This window comes from Amycolatopsis coloradensis (genome assembly GCF_037997115.1).
Taxonomy (GTDB): Bacteria; Actinomycetota; Actinomycetes; order Mycobacteriales; family Pseudonocardiaceae; genus Amycolatopsis; species Amycolatopsis coloradensis_A.
Genome location: NZ_CP150484.1, coordinates 2,137,342 through 2,154,867, shown reverse-complemented (window position 1 = coordinate 2,154,867; position 17,526 = coordinate 2,137,342). Strand labels below are relative to the sequence as shown.

The window sequence follows — 17,526 nt, the reverse complement described above, 5'->3', positions numbered from 1 at the left end:
GGGTTCTCCTCGTGATCGCTCGGGTGCTCACGATAGCGGTGGACGCGTCTCGTAGAACGCGATCGCGCCCGCCGTGGCGACATTCAGCGAATCGACGCCTTCCGGCATCGGGATCCGGACCGCGACGTCGGCGGCGGCGATGGCCGCCTCGGTCAGGCCGGGGCCTTCCGCTCCCAGCATCAGCGCGACCTTCTCCGGTGTCTGGTCGCGTAACTGGCGCAGCGAAACGGAATCCGCACGAGGAGTGAGGGCCGCGATACGGAAACCGCGTTCCCGCAGCAGTTCCAGGTCGCCGGGCCAGGAGCCGATTGTCGCGAACGGCACGCGCAGGACGTGCCCCATCGAGACCCGGACGCTGCGCCGGTACAGCGGGTCCGAGCAGCCGGCGCCGAGCAGGACCCCGTCGACGCCGAGCGCGGCCGCGTTGCGGAACAGCGAGCCGAGATTCTCGTGGTCACCGACGCCTTCGAGCACCGCGAGCACTCGTGCGCCGTCGACGACCTCTTCGACCGTCGGCGGCGGGACCGGCCGATCCGCGACGGCCAGGATGCCCCGGTTCAGGTGGAATCCGACCACGTCGGCCATCGTCTCGGCGGAAGTCACGTAACCGGGGACGTCGACGACGTCCAGGTCACCGCCCAGTTCGTGGAATCGCCGTTCCACTCCGAGCAGGGAGCGGACCGGATAGCGGGACTTGAGCAGCCGCTCGACCACGACGGTGCCTTCGGCGATCACAAAGCCACGCCCACCCGGCCTATCGGGACGCCGATCGGCTGTGGACAAGTCGCGGAAATCGTCGAGCCGCGGATCTTCGCGGTCGTCGATGGTGATCAGTTCTGCCACCAGGAGAGTGTGTCATCCGCCCGCTGCGCGCCGTTTGCGTCCGATCGCCTGCGGGTAAATGGTACGAATGGAGGTATTTTGCTGTCAGTTAACCACTCGTGACAGAGAGCACCAGTTTGGCCGCTAGCCGGGCGACAGCGAGGCGTGAAACCGTTGGGCCGCCTGGCAGTCCCGCCTGGATCCCGCGGAGCGTGGCCAATGAGGAGCTCGACGAACATGGGTAAGAATCTTTCGGCGGACCCCTCCGAGCCGCAGGATCGCGGCCGCTATCGCCGGAAGGTCCAGCGCTGCCTCGACACCTTGGCCCGTATGCTCACCGACGGAAGTTTTTCCTTCCCGCGCAAGAACATCGGCCTTGAGGTCGAACTCAACCTCGTCGACGGCCAGCTGCGCCCGTCGATGACGAACACGACGGTGCTCGAAGCGCTGAACGATCCGTCGTTCACCACCGAGCTCGGCCAGCACAACCTGGAGCTCAACGTGCCGCCGCGGCCGCTCGCAGGCGAGTCCGCGCTGCAACTGGAGGACGACCTCCACGCGTATCTGGGCGCCGCCTCCCGCAAGGCCGAGGAATCCGGCGCTTCCCTGGCGATGATCGGCATCCTCCCGACGCTGCGGCACGAACACTTCGATCAGAAGTGGCTGACCAACAACGCGCGGTATTCGCTGCTCAACGACCGGATCTTCGCCGCGCGCGGCGAGCGCACCGTGCTTTCGATGGAGGGCGCGCCGCTTCCCGGCCGTCAGCCCGAGCGGCTGCGCAGCTACTCCGAATCCATCCTGCCCGAGGCCGCCTGCACCTCCGTCCAGCTGCATCTGCAGGTCGCGCCGGAGGAGTTCGCGGCGCACTGGAACGCGGCGCAGGCGCTGGCGGGCGTCCAGGTCGCCGTCGGCGCGAATTCGCCGTTCCTGCTCGGCAAGGCGCTCTGGCACGAGACGCGGATCCCGCTGTTCCTGCAGGCCACGGACACCCGGCCCGAAGAACTGAAGAACCAGGGCGTGCGGCCGAGGGTGTGGTTCGGCGAGCGGTGGATCACGTCGATCTTCGACCTGTTCGAGGAGAACGTCCGGTATTTCCCCGGCCTGCTTCCCGAGACCGACCGCGAGGATCCGATCGAGGCGCTCGACTCCGGGCAGGCTCCGAAGCTCACCGAACTGCGGATGCACAACGGCACCGTCTGGCGCTGGAACCGGCCGGTCTACGACGTCGTCGACGGCCTGCCGCATCTGCGGGTGGAGAACCGCGTGCTGCCCGCGGGCCCGACCGTCGTCGACATGGTCGCGAACGCCGCCTTCTTCTACGGCGCGCAGCGGGCCCTCGCCGAGGCCGACCGTCCAGTATGGACACAGATGTCGTTCCAGGCCGCCGAGGAGAACATGTACGCGGGAGCGCGACGGGGTTTCGACGCGCAGCTGTACTGGCCGGGGATCGGCTGGATCCCGCCGGACGAGCTGGTGCTGCGGGTCCTGCTGCCACTGGCGCACGAGGGACTACGCCGGTCGGACGTTTCGGACGAGGCGAGAGAGCGCTACCTGGGCATCATCGAGCAGCGGTGCCTCACCAGGCGGACCGGCGCGGCATGGCAGCGGGAGTACGTCCTGCGCGCGGAGGAGCGCGGCGCCGAGCGGGAGACCGCGCTGCACCGGATGCTGGGCCGGTATCTGGAGCTGTCGGCCACCGAGACGCCGGTGCACACCTGGTCGCTGGAGGCTTAGAGTCTCCCTCCAGGGAGGTGGCTCGTGCCCAAGATCATCGGCCGGTCGCTTGAGGAGCACCGGCGCGAGGTCCGCAGCAGGGTGTTCGACGTCCTGCGCGGGCAGCTGTACGAACGCGGATTCGACGCGATCACGCTCGCGGGTGTCGCCGCCGAAGCGGGCCTCGGCCGCACGGCGATGTACAACCACTTCCCCGACAAGGAGAGCCTGCTGGTCGCCTTCGTCGAGGACGAGGCGACCCGGTACGTCGAACGGCTGACGGCGGCCGTCGCGACCGCGGACACCCCGGTCGAGAAGCTCGCGACGTTCGTCCGGCTCCAGCTGCGGGTGCTGGCCGAGTACCACCTGCCGCCGGGGACGGCGCTCGCGTCGGCGCTGGCACCCGCCGCGTACCGGCGGATCAGCGCGCACGCCGACCCCATCACCGGCCAGTTGCGCGAGATCCTCGCCGAGGGGGCGCCGGACGAGGACCCCGACGTGCTGATCCCGATGATCACCGCCGCGCTGGGCAGCCGTCAGGTCGTCGACGTACCACCCGAACGGCTGGACGACGCGATCGAGGGAGCCGTCCGCTTCGTGCTCAGAGCGGTCGGGATGACCGGGAAACCGGAAAATTAGGGTAGCCTAACCCGCGGTTGTGCCTTACGCTCTTTCTGACAGCATGTCAGATCGATGCTTGGAGGCTCTGTCCATGCCGGTGACCACCGACGTCGAATCCGGGCCGTTCTCCGCGACCCTGCGCGCCTCCACCTTGCCCGCCCACGAGCGGGCCAACCACTCCGAGTACATGAACGCGCTGCTCGGCGGCGAGCTCACTCGCGACGGGTACACCCGGCTGGCGATCCAGTACTACTTCATCTACCAGGCCATCGAGCAGGCCGCCGACAAGCTGGCGAAGGACCCGGTTGCGGGCGAGTTCGTCTTCGAGGAGCTGCGACGGCTGCCGAGCCTCGAACGCGACCTCGAACACCTCGTCGGCCCGGACTGGCGCGAGACCGTCCGCCCGCTGCCCTCGACGGAGCGCTACGCGCGGCGCGTGGCCGAGGCGTCGGACTGGTCCGGCGGGTTCGTCGCCCACCACTACACGCGCTACCTCGGCGACATCGCCGGCGGCCAGGTCATCCGGCGGCTGCTGGAGCGCAAGTACGAGCTCACCGAAGCGGGTTCGCTGTTCTACCACTTCGACCAGCTGGGCAGCGCGCCCAAGTTCCGGGACGACTACCGCGAGCGGCTGAACTCGGCGCCGTGGACCGAGGACGAGCGCGCGCGGCTGATCGAGGAGGCCATCGTGGCCTTCGAGTGCAACATCGCGGTGTTCGACGAGCTGGCGAGCGAGCTGGACGCGTACCGGGCCGCCTGACCTCCTTCGCCTGAAGTCGGGCCGGTCGCGGGGTAGGGCGGGCCCCACCCCGCGATCGGCGGCCCGCCGGATCCTCTCTCCCCGGGGAAATCCCTAACTTTCCGGGTATGTTCCGGATCGCGGCCACCGCCGCCCTGCTGACCGTCGCGACGGTCCTGAGTGCCCCCGCCGCCCAAGCGGCGACACCCGGCTCCGCCGCCGGCGTCTTCGATGAAATCCTCCCGCGAAGCCTTGCCGAGCATCACATTCCCGGCGCCGCCGTCGTGGTCGTCGAAGGCGGCAAGACCGTGTTCTCGACGGGCTACGGAGTGTCCTCAGTGGACATTCAAGCCAAGGTGGACCCCGCGCGCACCGGGTTCCTGATCAACTCCGTCGGCAAGTCGATCGCCGCGACCGCCGCGATGCAGCTCGTCGAAAAGGGCGAACTGGCGCTGGACGCCGACGTAAACACGTACCTGAAGTCGTTCAAGATCCCCGAAACCTTCCCCGGCCGGCCGGTCACCCTGTTCTCCCTCCTGACCCACACCGCGGGTTTCGAGGACCGCGTGTACCGGATGTTCACGCCCCGGGAAGAAAAGCTGCCGACGCTCGCCGAGCACCTCGCGAACGAGATACCCACCCGCGTCCGCCCGCCCGGCGAGGTCGCCATCTACTCGAACTACGGCTTCGCGCTGGCCGGGCATCTCGTGGAACTCGCGTCCGGACAGTCCTATGCGGACTACGTGCGGCAGCACATCTTCGAACCGGCGGGGATGAAGGACAGCAGCGTCGCCCAGCCCACCCCGGACGTCCCTCTCGCCACCGGCTACCGCTGGGACGGGTCCGCGCAGGTCGTCCCGCCCGCCAACTTCGGCCCCGAACCACCCGCCGGTGACGGGAACGTCGCCACTCCGGCCGACATGGGCCGCTATCTGTCCGCGAACCTCGTCCCCGGTGTGTTCAGCCGCTCCTTGCTCGACCAGTTGCATGGCGCGCGGTACCGCAACGACCCGCGACTGCCCGCGATGGGGTTCGGCTTCTCCGAGCGGTACCTGAACGGCCTGCGCATGGCGGAGAAGAGCGGCGACTCACCGGGGTTCTTCAGCGTGCTGGAACTGATCCCCGAGAAGAACACCGGCGTGTACCTGGCGTTCAACGGCGGCGCGTTCTCCGGTGACGCCGCCGCGGTGACCGCCGAGGTACTCAAAGCCTTTCTCGACCGGCTCCAGCCCGCCGCTCCCGTTCCCGCTCCCGTGCCACTGACGGGGGACGTCTCACGGTTCGAAGGCGATTACAACAACACCCGGTTGGACTACGACAGCTTCACGAAGGTCCGCGCGCTCGCGGGCGGCGTCACGGTGACCGCCGACGGTGACGGCGCGCTGACGACGTCCGGTCTCGGCGAGGGGACCCGGCGATGGACGCAGACCGAGCCCGGTCTGTTCACCGACGCGGCGGGCGAGCGGCTCGCGTTCCGCGAATCCGGCGGGCAGATGCTGCTCTTCGCGGGCGACGACCCGAACTCCTCCTACGAACGCACGTCGTGGCTCGGTTCGCCCTCCACACATCTGCTGATCCTCGGTATCGCGCTGCTGCTCCTGCTGGGCGCGCTGGTGTGGTGGCCGATCCGCGCGTTCGTCCGGCGAGGCCGTGAGCGGAACCCGCCGGGTGCCCGGTTCGCGACCGTCGCCGCCTGGTCCGCCGCCCTCGCGGTCCTGCTGTTCACGGGTGGTTTCGCGCTCCTCATGAGTGACCTCAGCGCCGCAGCCGTCGCGCTGACCTCCGGGCACTCCCCCTTGCTGAGCGTCACCCTGCTCCTGCCGAACGTCGTCCTGCTCCTGGCCGGCGCGGCCGTCGTCTGCACGGCGCTCGCGTGGCTCCGCCGCTGGTGGACCACCCCCGCCAGGATCACCTACACGGTGGTTTCCGTGGCGCTGGCGGCCTTCCTCGGGGCGATCGCCTCCTATCACCTGGTCGGGCTGCCCTACCTGGCTTGATGACCGCCGTCACATCGCCTTGACCTCCAGCTAACTGGAGCTAGCAGGGTGGGTTTCAGGCGGTGGCCCCACGGGGTACAGCCGCTACGAACGGGTCGTTCCACCTGGGGAGAAACGCGGCGCCCCCGGTCGCCGCAAACGGGTGAAGACGACTAAGTTCGTCCTTGGAAACTTGTGTCGAAGACAGAAGGAGGGCCGATGGCCCGCTACGTGCTCCCCGATCTCGACTATGACTACAGCGCTCTGGCGCCGCACATCTCGGGCGAGATCAACGAGCTGCACCACAGCAAGCACCACGCGACCTACGTCAAGGGCGCGAACGACACGCTCGACAAGCTCGCGGAGGCCCGCGAGGCCGGCAACTTCGGCGACATCGTCGGCCTGCAGACCACGCTGGCGTTCCACCTCGCCGGGCACGCCAACCACGTCGTGTGGTGGAAGATCCTCTCCCCGGAAGGCGGCGACAAGCCGACCGGCGAGCTGGCCTCCGCGATCGACGAGGCGTTCGGCTCCTTCGACAAGTTCAAGGCGCAGTTCACCGCGGTCGCCACCACGATCCAGGGCAACGGCTGGGCCGCGCTCTCCTGGGACCCGATCGGCAAGACGCTGATCACCCAGCAGCTGCGTGACCACCACAACAACCTGGTCCTGCCGACCACGCCGATCCTGCTGGTCGACGTGTGGGAGCACGCGTTCTACCTGGACTACAAGAACGTGAAGCCGGACTACGTCAAGGCGCTCTGGAACATCTTCAACTGGGCCGAGATCTCCAAGCGATTCGACAACGCCGTCGCCGGTGGCAACGGCCTGCTGCTCGGCTGACCTCTCGCCACGAAGCGGGGCTCTCCTTCCGGGAGGGCCCCGTTCTTGTTCCCGCCTTGACCTCCAGCGGAGTCGAGGTGTGAAGGTGGACGCATGGACGTCGCCGCATACCTCGACCGCCTCGGGCTCGACCGTCCCGCCACCGCGGACGTCGCCGCGCTCCGGACGCTGCAGGAACGCCACCTCGCGGTGGTCCCGTTCGAGAATCTGAGCATCCACCTCGGCGAGCCGATCGTCCTGGACACCGAGGCGCTGTTCGACAAGATCGTGCGACGGCGGCGCGGCGGCTTCTGCTACGAACTGAACGGGCTCTTCGCCGCCTTGCTACGGGAACTGGGGTTCGACGCCGAGCTCAGGCCGGCGAAGGTGTTCCGGCCGGACGGCACCCTCGGGCCGCCGTTCGACCACGCGGTCGTCCACGTCGACCTGGACGAACCCTGGCTGGCCGACGTCGGCTTCGGCCGGTTCAGCCGGTTCCCGCTGCGGCTGTCCGCCACCGAGGCGCAGGCCGACCCGGCGGGTGAGTTCCTGGTCCTCGACGCGCCCCACGGGGACATCGACGTCCTGCGGGACGGCGATCCCCAGTACCGGATCGAGCGGCGGCCGCGGGATCTGGACGAGTTCGTCCCGACGGCGTTCTGGCAGTCGACGTCGCCGGACTCGCATTTCACGCAGGGGCCGACCTGCTCGCTGCCGACCAGGCACGGGCGGGTCACGCTCGCGGGTGACAGGCTGATCGTCACCACCCATGGCGTCCGCGAGGAGACCAGGCTTTCGGATGATCGGGAGATCCTGGACGTCTACCGGAAGGAGTTCGGGATCGAACTCGACCGGGTGCCTTGACCGAATCGCCATGGTCATCGACCATGAACCCTCCGGAATGAACGAAGCCCCGCCTCCGGGGGTGACCCGGTTGCGGGGCTTCGTCCGTTCCCGAACTGACTGCCGCTCCCACCACGAAGCGGACATGTATGAGGTTAGCCTAACCTCATCTACCCCGACAAGGGGTACGGCCGAGAGATGCCTATCTCACCCTTCCGGGTGACGGAACACTCTGCCTCCATGAGCCTTCTGAGCGGCAAAGCCGTGCTGATTACCGGGTCTGGGCAGGGCTTTCGCCCGCCACACGGCCGCACAGGGCGCGGCGGTCGTGGTGAACGACGTCGAAACGGGGCTCGCGGACGTGGTCGCGGCGGAGATCCGCGCACTGGACGGGCGCGCCGTCTCTCACCACGGCTCGGTCGCCGACGCCGAATTGGCCGCCGGACTGGTCAACAACGCGGGCGTCAACCACCGGGCCGACCCGTGGTCGGACGACCCGGCGCGGATGCGCGAAGTGGTCGAGGTCAACGTGCTCGGCCCGCTGTTCCGCGGGACCGCGGCGGCGAAAGTGCTGCGTGTGCGGGGTGGCGGCGTGATCGTGAACATCGGGTCCGGCTCGATGATCGGCCAGCGGCGCGCGGCCGCGTACTCGGCGTCGAAAGGCGCCGTCGCCTCACGGGTGGCACCGCTGGTGACGTACCTGCTCAGCGACCTGTCGGCGGGCGTCACCGGGCAGATCCTCCGGTTCCGCGGCGACATCCTGTGCGTCCTTGGGCAGACAGCGATCAAGGGAGGCGCTGGAGCCGCCTCCCTCGGCCAGGTGGAGGTGAGACCCGGTCTTCGCCGACCTGCCGCTGACCTCGGGACCACGGGGGCGGTGGTCGAGGACCTCTCGAGCACCGGGACGCGAATGGCTGCCACGACACTCTCGAATACCGGCATCTACGTGCTTCAGAATCGTATGAGGTCCGGATACGCGAAACCCGGCCCCCCACCGTCCGGAAGGCTGCCGGGTCCACTTCGCCGGTTTACTGACCAGCGCTGGTCCAGGCCGACCGCAACCCTCCTCGAAGACCCGTGCGGATCCATCCATCGGGTTGGCGTTTCGCCGGACAGCGGACGCCCGACGGGCTAGCTTCACCCCGTGACCACCCCGAACGACTATCGCGCCATCGCACGCAAGACCGACCGTCCGATGTGGATCTGGGCGGGCTGCGCGCTGGTCAGTGTCCTGCTGCTGTTCGGCGCGGGTATCGCCGTCGCGATCACGCTGCTGAGCCGGGACGACACCGACACCGGCGCCGAGCTCCCCGAAGTCTGGCCGTCCGACCGGGCGCAGGCGCTCCGCCCGGTCACGATGCCGACGGGCGAGATGGTGGCCGCGCTGACGGACGAAACCGGCGCGCAGGTGCTGTGCCAGGCGATCCCGGAGCAGCGCTGGGAGGAGATCCTCGGCGACCGCACGCTGCGGGAAGCGGGAAGCTCCTGTCACGCGATCACCACGAAACTCGACGTCAGCGTGCAGATGATTCCCGCGCTGCCCGAGGACACGAGCCGGGGCATGCCCACGAAGACCTCGGTCGCCGGCAAGCTCGCGGTCATCGCCACCGACAAGGACGGCACCAGCCTGAGCGTCGAACTCGTCGAGGTCGCGCCGCACAACGGCGCGTCGCCGGTGCTGCACGTTTCACTCCGCAGCAGGATCGTCAAGAGCCCCGAAACCGAGAAGAAGGCGAGGGCGCTCGCCGAAGCACTGATCGCCGGTGTGACGCCGCCGGGGCCGAAGTTGCCGAAAATCGGCAAGGACGGCGAGATCGCCCTGGAGAAAACCGAACCCGGCCCGATCAAGGACCGGCCGCTTCCGGTGATCTCGTGGCTGCTGTGCGGAGAACTCGGCCGCGCCCTCGGTGTGCCCGTCGACAACGCGAAGCCGACCTTCTTCGCCGCGTGCGAACTGAACGGCGTGACCGCCGACTACAGCGAACTGTCCACCGCCGTCACCCCGACCACGACGATCGCCGGATTACCCGCCCAGATCGACGGACGAGGCGTCTTCGTGCAGCTCACCGACGATCCGGCCGGGCAGACGCTGAAGTTCAAGGGCACCGGTGATCTCCCGGCGCTCGCCGAGAAGGTGGTGCCGCCGCTGCTCGGCCGTTAGGCGCGGTAGTTCGACAGGAGGTCGCCGAGCAGGGTCTCGTACGCCTTCCGCTCGAACGTGGCCCCGGTGAACCGGTACTCGTCCGGGTCGTCGAACGGCTCGTAGTCGGTTTGCCAACCGAGGGCCCGCCACTCGACCACGTCGTCGCCGAAGACGACCTCGACGCTGTACCCGCCGCAGCCGAGATCACCGCACAAGGGGCACACCAGCAGCGCGACCCGGCCATCGTCGAAATCACCCGGCAGTTCGCCCAGCAGACGGCGAAGCGCCGCGACAGCGGCCTCGCGCCACCCATCGTCGTCCAGGAACAACGGTGTCTGCTGCTGCGGCGGCTCAGACAGCATCGAGCACAGCGCGACGCCGTCGATCGTCCAGTCGAGAAACCGGGCCTCGCCGTCGTTCCATCGGGTCACCGACGGTTCGACGCCGAGTTCGTTCACACCCGCTCCCGCTTCAGCACCCGCAGACCGTTCCCGAACCGCCGCACCGGCAGGCTCACGCCGCCACGCCGGATCAGCACGACGGCGCAGGCTATCGCGGCGAGCGCCGAGACCGCGCCACCGATGTAGAACGGCGAGCGGCCGCCGAAAGCGTCGGCCATCCAGCCGGTCATCGGGCCGCCGATGGGGTTGCCGCCGATCAGCACCAGCACGTACAGGCCCATCACCCGGCCGCGCATCTCCGGGCTGACCGCGGTCTGCACGAGCGCGTTCGCCGTGTTCAGGAAGGTGATCGTGGCGAAGCCGAGCGGGATCAGCGCGAGGCCGAAGGTCAAGTACGTCGGCATGAACGCGGTGATCACCTCGAACGCGCCGAGCAGGAACGCCGAGATCAGCAGCAGCCGCACGCGCGGACCGCCGCGGGTGTTGCGGCGGGCCGACATCAGCGCGCCGGTGAAGGTGCCGACGGCGACCAATGTCGACAGCAGGCCGTAGCCGTCGGCGTTGGTGTGGAAGACGTTCGCGGCGACGATCGGCAGCGACGTGAAGTACGTGATGCCGAACGTGCTCACGAAGAACACCAGCACCATCACGGTCATCAGGTCGCTGCGCCGCCGCACGTATCGCAGCCCCTCGACGAGCTGCCCCTTCTCGCGCGGGATGGCCGGGCCGCGGAAGAGCTTGTCCGGGTTCATCATCACCAGCGCGGCGATGACCGCGCCCGTGCTCACCGCGTTCGCCATGAACAGCCAGCCGGTGCCGACCCAGGTGATCGCGAAACCCGCGATGGCCGGGCCGACGATGCGGGCCATGTTGAAGATCGACGAGTTGAGCGCGACGGCGTTGGTGACCTTGTCCCTGCCCACCATCTCGGCTACGAACGACTGCCGCGCGGGCACCTCCAGCGAGGCGGTCACGCCGAGGGTGAAGCAGAGGAGGTACACGTGCCAGAGCGCCGCGATCCCGCTCAGATCGAGCGCGCCGAGGACGACCGCCTGCGCCAGCACGGCGATCTGGATGCCGATCAGCAGCCGCCGCTTGTCGACGCGGTCGGCCAGCACCCCGGCCCACAACGAGAGGAACAGCGTCGGCGCGAACTGCAGCGCGACCGCGATGCCGAGCGCGATCGGGTCGTTGCCGCTGAGGGTGAACACCAGCCAGTCCTGCGCGATGCGCTGCATCCAGGTGCCGATGTTCGAGATGACCTGGCCGGTGAAGAAGAGCCGGTAGTTACGGACCTTCAGCGAGGAGAACATGCTCCCGCGCGGCTTCTCGGGCGCGGGCGGTGGTGGAGCGGGTTCCCGGGTAACGGTGGTCTTGGAAGGACACTGTGTTTCGTTACCCGTGGTCGTCACCGCTGTTAGTTCCCCGCCATCCTGTCGATGATCTCGGAGGCGCGAGAGAGCACTTCACGTTCTTCGGCGCTCAACTCCGCCAATTGCTTGTCCAGCCAGATCTCCCGCGCGGTGATCTGCTCGATCACGTAGGCCCGGCCGCGGTCGGACAACTCGACGATCGCCTGGCGGCCGTCCGTCGGATGCGGCCTGCGCTCGACGTAACCCATCTCCTCGAGCGCGGCGATCACCCTCGTCATCGAGGGCGGCTGGACGCCTTCCTTCGCGGCGAGCTGGCCGGGGGTCAGCGCACCGCATTTGTGCAGCGTCGACAACGCGGACACCTGGGTCAGCGAGATGCCGTCACCGGCGCGCTGGGCCCGCAGCCGTCGATTCAGCCGCACCACCGCGAGACGCAGGCGGCTCGCCAGTGAGCGCTCGTGCGTGTCTCCGGACATATAGTTAGCATACCTCACGATCGGATCATCGGCCCGTGAGATCGCCCACGGATGACATAACCGCTGGTCAGTTGAACGCGGCTTGGATGGGACCGACCGCGAAGTAGGCCACGAACATCACCGCGATACCCCACATGAGCGGATGCACACCCTTGGCCTTGCCGGTGACCGCGCGGATGACGACGTAGCTGACGAAGCCGGCGCCGATGCCGTTGGCGATCGAATAGGTGAACGGCATGACCACGATGGTCAGGAACGCGGGCAGCGCGACGGTGAAGTCGGCGAAGTCGATCTCCTTGACCTGGCTCATCATCAGCGCGCCGACGACGACCAGCGCCGGAGCGGCGGCTTCGACCGGGACGACCTGATAGAGCGGGGTCAGGAACATGGCCGCGATGAAGAGCACCCCGGTGACGACGTTCGCGAGCCCGGTCCTGGCGCCCTCGGCGATACCGGACGCGGATTCGACGAAGACGGTGTTCGAACTCGACGACGCGAAACCGCCCGCCACCGCGGCGGTGCCGTCGACGAACAGGGCCTTGCCGACGTTCGGGAGTTTGCCGTCCGGCGGGAGGAGACCGCCCTCCTTCGCCAGGCCGGTCATCGAGCCCATGGTGTCGAAGAAGTCCGCCAGCACCAGGGTGAACACCAGCAGCACGACGGTGATGATCGGCAGCCGCGTCCAGGCGCCGAAGGAGATGTCGCCGACCAGCGAGAGGTCCGGCACGCCGAGGACCTGATCGGGCAGCGCCGGGTAGCCGAGGTTCCAGCCCTGCGGGTTGACGCCCTTCGACGGGCCGACCTTGGTGATCGCCTCGATGACGATCGCCAGCACGGTCGAGGCGAGGACACCGATCAGGATCGCGCCCTTGACCCGCTTCGCCACCAGGATGCCGGTAACCAGCAGGCCGACGACGAACACCAGCGTCGGCCACGACGCGATCGAACCGTTGATGCCGAGCCCGACCGGCACGGTCGTCTTCGCGTCGTCCGGAACGCGGCGGACGAAACCGGCGTCGACCAGGCCGATCAGGCAGATGAACAGGCCGATGCCCACCGCGATCGCGGATTTCAGCGGCGGCGGCACGGCGTTGAACACCGCCGTCCGGATGCCGGCGAACACCAGCAGGACGATGATCAGGCCCTCGATCACCACCAGGCCCATCGCCTCCGGCCAGGTCATCTGGGAGGCGAAGGTGACCGCGATCAGACTGTTGATGCCGAGACCGGTGGCGATGGCGAACGGGTAGTTCGCGACCAGGCCCATGACGATGGTCAGCACCCCGGCGACCAGCGCGGTCACCGCGGCGACCTGCGGCACGGGGAGGATGTCTCCGAGGACGTCCTTGTGCGCGCCCGCGTCGTCGGCGGAGAAACTGCCGAGGATCAGCGGGTTCAGGACCACGATGTAGGCCATCGTGAAGAAGGTGACGACCCCGCCGCGGATCTCACGTCCCGGTGTCGAGCCGCGCTCGCTGATCTTGAAGAACCGGTCCAGTGTGGACCGGGTGCGCTGCTCCGCCATCGCGTACCACCCTTCGCCCGTTGCCGGGTACCCTTCCCCACGTGGGCGAATCGATCAATTCCGGGGAAGTAAACGGTTCATTGCGGCCAACGCCGGAGCTGCCGAAGCGGCTGACCGACCTGACGCCGGTCGTGATCGTAGGTACCTCGCTCTGGGCGGTCGCGACCGTGGTCCTGTTCTTTGTGACCGACGGCATCTGGGTGCAGACGGCGTTCTCCGGCCTCGTGCTCGGCTTCATCGGTCTCGCGATCATCGCCTGGCAGCGCGCCGCCGCCCGCCGGGGCTCGAAGAGCGCCCAACGCTTCTAGCCCCGCATTTCGTCCTCTGAATGCGGTAGTTGCACACGCAAGGACCGCATTCAGAGGACGAAACGCGTCAGTTCAGGAGAGCCGAAGGCGAGGGGTCTTCGAGCAGGGCCGTCAGGACGTGCCGGTCGGCCCAGCGGTCCGTCGCCCAGGCGAAGGCCCGGCCGAGCCCTTCGGGGGTGTCGGCGGCGTGCAGCCTGCCGTCGGACCACCAGGCGACGTCGTGCTCCGCGTCCTCGAAGGTCACCGTCAGCGCCTCGTGCAGCAGCACCCCGCCCTCGGGCGGTTCGACGCCCAGCTGATCGGCGGCCAGCCGAAGCGCGGGCAACTCCGTCCACGGCACGTATTCGCCGTCTTCGGTGACCTTGGCGTCGAGACCGCTCGCCACCGGCAGGTCCAGCAGTTCCGCCAGCGCGGCGGCGCCGCTCGCCGCGACGACCATCCGCTCCGGCGCCAGCACGGCGGCGAACCACGGTACGTCGAGCACGACGGCGTTCTGGGCATCGACGGCCGAACCATCGGCGGCGCGGACGCGATCCGGCGGCGCGACGTCCACTGTGTACTCGGCGAGGGCCGCGTGCGCCCGGGAAGCGAGCCCGGGGCTCACCTTGCGCTCGGGGTCACCCAGCCGCTCCAAGAGATCTTCGACGTCTTCGGCCTCGGAACCCAGCTCTGTCCTTACCCCGATGGCGAGCAGGATCTCCTTGCTCAACCCCGAATCCGGGACGACGTCGTAGAGCCCGGCCAGCGCGGACGCTTCCGGCATCCGCCAATCGAGCGGCGCGTGCCCGTCCAGGAGCGCGTACCGCGCGAGCCACCAGCCGGTGTGCCCGCCGGGTTCGGTGAGGGCACGCCAGGTTTCGGGACGGGACGCGAGCAACCGCAGCGCCTCCGGCCAGGCGTCATCGCCGACGAGATCGAGATCGCGCACGGCGAGCACCCGTGACGGCGGGCGCTCCAGCGAATCCCACCAGTCGTGCTCGTCGGGCAGTCCGTGCTCGGGTTCCAGCGGTTCGTCGTCGGTGATGATCGCGAAGGAATCCAGCACGCCGGCCGCGACGAGCGTGGCCGCCGGCCAGTCCTCGGCGAATTCCTCGTCCAGCACGGACAAAGCGCCGTCTTCTTCGAACACCTCGGGATCGAAGATGTCGCCCAGTGGCGACGTGGGCAGGACGAGTTCGTCCGCGCGACGCCAGCCGTCCTCACTCGGCAAGGCCAAAGCGCCCGCCCAATCGGGGGCCTCGTCACCGACCTCGGCGATCAGGCGGAGCACCGCACCCGCGAGGGCCATACCGTCCAAACCGGACCGGACGTCTTCGACGCTGCGTTCGACGGCGGCGCTCAGCGCGTCGGCTTCGAGCAGGTCGCTCGCCTCTGCGTGCTTGGCTCCCAAGCGTTCCAGCAACGGATGCGCGGCGGCCGGATGCACGAGCCGCAGGCCGATGATGTCCACATCGGACAGGAGTTCGAGCAGTTCCGCCGAGCCGCCGACGAGCAACGCGTCGCGGACGCCGGGCAAGGTACGGCCGTCCGACATCGGCACCGGCAAGGCGCCGAGGTCGTCCTTGGTGAGGTCGTGCGCTTCGAGCGCCGGGAGCAGCACGTCATAGAGCGAACGCCACCACGAGGGCTCGCGCTGTGCCCCGGCCAGCAGCTCGATGGCCTCGGCGGGTGAGAGCGACTGCGCGCCGACGGCGCGAAGGTCCACACCGGACAGTGAAGTCAGTCCAGGCACGAGGTCCGCCAGCAGCGGCGCCAGCCCTGGTACGTCCACCGACAGGACACGCGCCTGACGCCCCGGCAAGTCGTCACCTGTTTGCGCGGGAAGCCAGGGCAAGCCGGCGAGATTCTCGAGGATGGCCTCCCGCAGCGTTCCGTCCACAGTGGAACGCGGGAAGTCCGCGCCCGGCACGAGCGCCAGACGTTCCTTGCCGGGCAAGGAACGGACGAGATCGACGTACTCCCGCGCGGCGTTCTTCAGTGCCGCCGTCAGCTCCGGACCCGGCAGCGCGCGGCGGCGGGACGGCTCGATCGGCAACGTCGCGATCAGCCTGGCAGGCAGGGAAAGCTCGTCGTCGGTGGGGGTCGGCGCGTGCAGGACGTCGTCACCGAGCGGCCGGGGCGACCCGGACCCGTCCAGCGGGACGGCCCAGACGACGTCGCCGCGATGGACCTGCCAGTGCTCGGCACCGTCCGGTGACGCGATCTCGACGACGCCGTCACCGAGATCGGACCGGCGCCAGACACCGCCCTCGACCTCGATGCTTTCGAGCCAGGACAGGGTGAGCAGGAGATCGCCGATGTCGTTCTTCAGGTCCGCCAGCAGGGCCTGGCTGTCGACGCTCTCACTCAGCGGAAGCCGGACCTCGGTGGTGAAGCCTTCGGGCACGGGAGGTTCGGCTTCGGCGACCGGCCACGGAAGCCGGAGCACGGGAACGTCTCCGGCGCGGCCGGCTTCGGCGCGCGTGCGTTCCGCGGAGAAGGCGACCCCACCGGTCACCGAAACGATCCTCGGCTCGGCGGAAACCGTGAGCACGGCGGCGAACCCGACGCCGAAACGGCCGACGGTCTCCTCCCCCTTGCCGGAAGCGCGAAGGGAGGCAAGGGATTCGACCCCGCGGGAGGCCAAGGGCGCACCCGTGTTGGCGAACCTCAGCTCACCGTCCACGACGGACACCCTGAGCCTGCCGCGTTCACCGGCGGCCAGGGCGGCGTCGGCGGCGTTCTGCGCCAGCTCGACGAACAGCCGGTCACGGTAGCCGCCGACCCGCAGGTCGTTCTCGGTGTTCGTGTCCTCGGTGAACCGCGTCGGCGAATCGGCCCACGCCCGCAGGACTGCGGCGCGGAGCCGCTCGGTGCCAAACGGGTCAGTACTCACTGGCGCTTTCGGCCTCGACCTGAGCTTCGTCGGCGGTCTCCTCGGCCGGGGAGACGGTCTCCGGCTCGACCTCCGGCTGGACCTCGGCGGAGGTCTCCGGGGCGGGCTCGAAGTCGATCAGCGAGTCGTCGTAGACCAGTTCCGCCACCGGCACGGACGAGGTCACCTCGACCTCGATCTCGGAATGCGCGCCGCAGCCGTACTCGACGTCGACGACGTGACCGTCCGCCGGGGAGATGTCGTTGGTGCACGCGCCGAAGGCCGCGCTCAGCGAACCGGCCAGCGGCACGAAGAACCCGCAGCTCCCGCAGACGTCCGGCGCGCTGCGCGCCATGTCCGACCGCGGGCCGAACTCGCCGCTGTGCCAGCGGGCGGCGGCGTCGAGCCTGCCGTGCCGCGACAGCACGTGGACCCGCCCGAGACCGGCCTCCATGGCGACCTCTTCGACCGCGGGGTCGTCGGACTCCAGGTACGCCGGGACGAGCCGCGGATCGTCCTTCTCCACCGGGAAGATGTCGCCGACGCCGAGGTCGCCCGCCTGGACACGGCGGTCCCACGGCACCCACGCCGGGGCGACGCGCGCTTCCGGACCGGGGATCAGCACGACCTCGCTGACCGTGATCGGCTCTTCCTCGCCGGCGAGCGCGACCGTGACCGACCAGCGCCAGCCTCGATAACCCGACACGGTCGCCTCGAACAGGTGGCTCGCGGAGACCGCGTCCTCCCGGTCGACGCCGACGTGCGCGCCGACCTGTTCGGCACCGGCGTCCTCCAGCACCGCCGCACGGGCGAGATCGACCGCCTCGGCGAGTTTGCGCTGGATGGAGCCGTCGTCCAGAGTCAACAGCAGGGTCATGCCCCCATTCTGCCGCACGCGATATCGCGG

Annotated in this window: 16 protein-coding genes; 9 read left to right on the top strand and 7 right to left on the bottom strand. The window is 68.9% G+C overall.

All coding sequences use genetic code 11. The features are described from left to right. Positions 1 to 27: 27 nt before the first annotated feature. The gene (locus tag LCL61_RS10040) at positions 28 to 843 is read right to left on the bottom strand and encodes an RNA methyltransferase (RefSeq protein ID WP_340686584.1); all 816 of its coding nucleotides are present in this window, start codon (positions 841 to 843) and stop codon (positions 28 to 30) included. Between the two features lie 216 nt (positions 844 to 1,059). Here LCL61_RS10040 and LCL61_RS10035 point away from each other — a divergent pair, with 216 nt between their 5' ends. The 8 genes from LCL61_RS10035 to LCL61_RS10000 all read left to right on the top strand — a co-directional run bounded on the left by LCL61_RS10035 (position 1,060) and on the right by LCL61_RS10000 (position 9,700). Next, positions 1,060 to 2,559 (top strand): glutamate-cysteine ligase family protein, encoded by a 1,500-nt coding sequence (locus LCL61_RS10035; RefSeq protein WP_340686583.1) that lies wholly within the window; start codon positions 1,060 to 1,062, stop codon positions 2,557 to 2,559. Positions 2,560 to 2,583: 24 nt separating this feature from the next. Further along, positions 2,584 to 3,177, top strand: coding sequence for a TetR/AcrR family transcriptional regulator (locus LCL61_RS10030; RefSeq protein ID WP_340686582.1), 594 nt, complete (start codon positions 2,584 to 2,586; stop codon positions 3,175 to 3,177). Positions 3,178 to 3,250: 73 nt separating this feature from the next. After that, positions 3,251 to 3,919 (top strand): biliverdin-producing heme oxygenase, encoded by a 669-nt coding sequence (locus LCL61_RS10025; protein WP_340686581.1) that lies wholly within the window; start codon positions 3,251 to 3,253, stop codon positions 3,917 to 3,919. A gap of 107 nt (positions 3,920 to 4,026) precedes the next feature. Next, positions 4,027 to 5,895: a serine hydrolase domain-containing protein gene (locus tag LCL61_RS10020; protein WP_340686580.1), complete on the top strand. Its 1,869-nt coding sequence runs from the start codon at positions 4,027 to 4,029 to the stop codon at positions 5,893 to 5,895. A 198-nt stretch (positions 5,896 to 6,093) separates the two neighbouring features. Beyond that, positions 6,094 to 6,717, top strand: coding sequence for a superoxide dismutase (locus tag LCL61_RS10015; protein WP_340686579.1), 624 nt, complete (start codon positions 6,094 to 6,096; stop codon positions 6,715 to 6,717). 93 nt (positions 6,718 to 6,810) lie between these two features. Beyond that, a complete protein-coding gene (locus tag LCL61_RS10010; RefSeq protein ID WP_340686578.1) occupies positions 6,811 to 7,560 on the top strand; it encodes an arylamine N-acetyltransferase family protein in 750 nt (249 codons plus the stop codon). 307 nt (positions 7,561 to 7,867) lie between these two features. Continuing rightward, positions 7,868 to 8,674, top strand: a complete 807-nt coding sequence (locus LCL61_RS10005) for an SDR family NAD(P)-dependent oxidoreductase (protein WP_340686577.1) — start codon at positions 7,868 to 7,870, stop codon at positions 8,672 to 8,674. A gap of 9 nt (positions 8,675 to 8,683) precedes the next feature. Continuing rightward, positions 8,684 to 9,700 (top strand): hypothetical protein, encoded by a 1,017-nt coding sequence (locus LCL61_RS10000; protein ID WP_340686576.1) that lies wholly within the window; start codon positions 8,684 to 8,686, stop codon positions 9,698 to 9,700. On the opposite strand, the gene LCL61_RS09995 is transcribed toward LCL61_RS10000, so the two are convergent. The 4 genes from LCL61_RS09995 to LCL61_RS09980 form a co-directional block, all read right to left on the bottom strand. Continuing rightward, entirely contained in the window at positions 9,697 to 10,140 is a 444-nt protein-coding gene (locus tag LCL61_RS09995) for a hypothetical protein (RefSeq protein WP_340686575.1), read from the bottom strand. The two genes, LCL61_RS10000 and LCL61_RS09995, sit on opposite strands and share 4 nt — an antisense overlap. Further along, a complete protein-coding gene (locus LCL61_RS09990) occupies positions 10,137 to 11,396 on the bottom strand; it encodes an MFS transporter (protein ID WP_340686574.1) in 1,260 nt (419 codons plus the stop codon). Before LCL61_RS09990 ends, LCL61_RS09995 begins: the two co-directional genes overlap by 4 nt. Positions 11,397 to 11,500: 104 nt before the next feature. Beyond that, positions 11,501 to 11,932 carry a MarR family winged helix-turn-helix transcriptional regulator gene (locus LCL61_RS09985; RefSeq protein ID WP_016337543.1) on the bottom strand — a complete coding sequence of 144 codons (432 nt, stop codon included), beginning with the start codon at positions 11,930 to 11,932 and terminating at the stop codon, positions 11,501 to 11,503. A gap of 67 nt (positions 11,933 to 11,999) precedes the next feature. Continuing rightward, positions 12,000 to 13,457, bottom strand: a complete 1,458-nt coding sequence (locus tag LCL61_RS09980) for an NCS2 family permease (RefSeq protein ID WP_340686573.1) — start codon at positions 13,455 to 13,457, stop codon at positions 12,000 to 12,002. An 80-nt stretch (positions 13,458 to 13,537) separates the two neighbouring features. On the opposite strand from LCL61_RS09980, the gene LCL61_RS09975 reads away from it, so the two are divergent. Then, entirely contained in the window at positions 13,538 to 13,765 is a 228-nt protein-coding gene (locus LCL61_RS09975) for a DUF2530 domain-containing protein (RefSeq protein ID WP_125801418.1), read from the top strand. Between the two features lie 67 nt (positions 13,766 to 13,832). Here LCL61_RS09975 and LCL61_RS09970 read toward each other — a convergent pair whose 3' ends face one another. Together LCL61_RS09970 and LCL61_RS09965 are read right to left on the bottom strand one after the other, a co-directional pair. Next, positions 13,833 to 16,640, bottom strand: a complete 2,808-nt coding sequence (locus tag LCL61_RS09970; RefSeq protein ID WP_340686572.1) for a sacsin N-terminal ATP-binding-like domain-containing protein — start codon at positions 16,638 to 16,640, stop codon at positions 13,833 to 13,835. Beyond that, positions 16,630 to 17,496 carry a DUF3027 domain-containing protein gene (locus LCL61_RS09965; protein WP_340686571.1) on the bottom strand — a complete coding sequence of 289 codons (867 nt, stop codon included), beginning with the start codon at positions 17,494 to 17,496 and terminating at the stop codon, positions 16,630 to 16,632. Before LCL61_RS09965 ends, LCL61_RS09970 begins: the two co-directional genes overlap by 11 nt. Between the last annotated feature and the right edge of the window lie 30 nt (positions 17,497 to 17,526).

Excerpts from the sequence above, each read along its gene's own strand:
- LCL61_RS10035 (WP_340686583.1), top strand. The coding sequence starts at position 1,060 with ATGGGTAAGAATCTTTCGGCGGACCCCTCCGAGCCGCAGGATCGCGGC.
- LCL61_RS10025 (WP_340686581.1), top strand. The coding sequence starts at position 3,251 with ATGCCGGTGACCACCGACGTCGAATCCGGGCCGTTCTCCGCGACCCTG.
- LCL61_RS10020 (WP_340686580.1), top strand. The coding sequence starts at position 4,027 with ATGTTCCGGATCGCGGCCACCGCCGCCCTGCTGACCGTCGCGACGGTC.
- LCL61_RS10015 (WP_340686579.1), top strand. The coding sequence starts at position 6,094 with ATGGCCCGCTACGTGCTCCCCGATCTCGACTATGACTACAGCGCTCTG.
- LCL61_RS10010 (WP_340686578.1), top strand. The coding sequence starts at position 6,811 with ATGGACGTCGCCGCATACCTCGACCGCCTCGGGCTCGACCGTCCCGCC.
- LCL61_RS09990 (WP_340686574.1), bottom strand. The coding sequence starts at position 11,396 with ATGTTCTCCTCGCTGAAGGTCCGTAACTACCGGCTCTTCTTCACCGGC.
- LCL61_RS09985 (WP_016337543.1), bottom strand. The coding sequence starts at position 11,932 with ATGTCCGGAGACACGCACGAGCGCTCACTGGCGAGCCGCCTGCGTCTC.
- LCL61_RS09980 (WP_340686573.1), bottom strand. The coding sequence starts at position 13,457 with ATGGCGGAGCAGCGCACCCGGTCCACACTGGACCGGTTCTTCAAGATC.
- LCL61_RS09965 (WP_340686571.1), bottom strand. The coding sequence starts at position 17,496 with ATGACCCTGCTGTTGACTCTGGACGACGGCTCCATCCAGCGCAAACTC.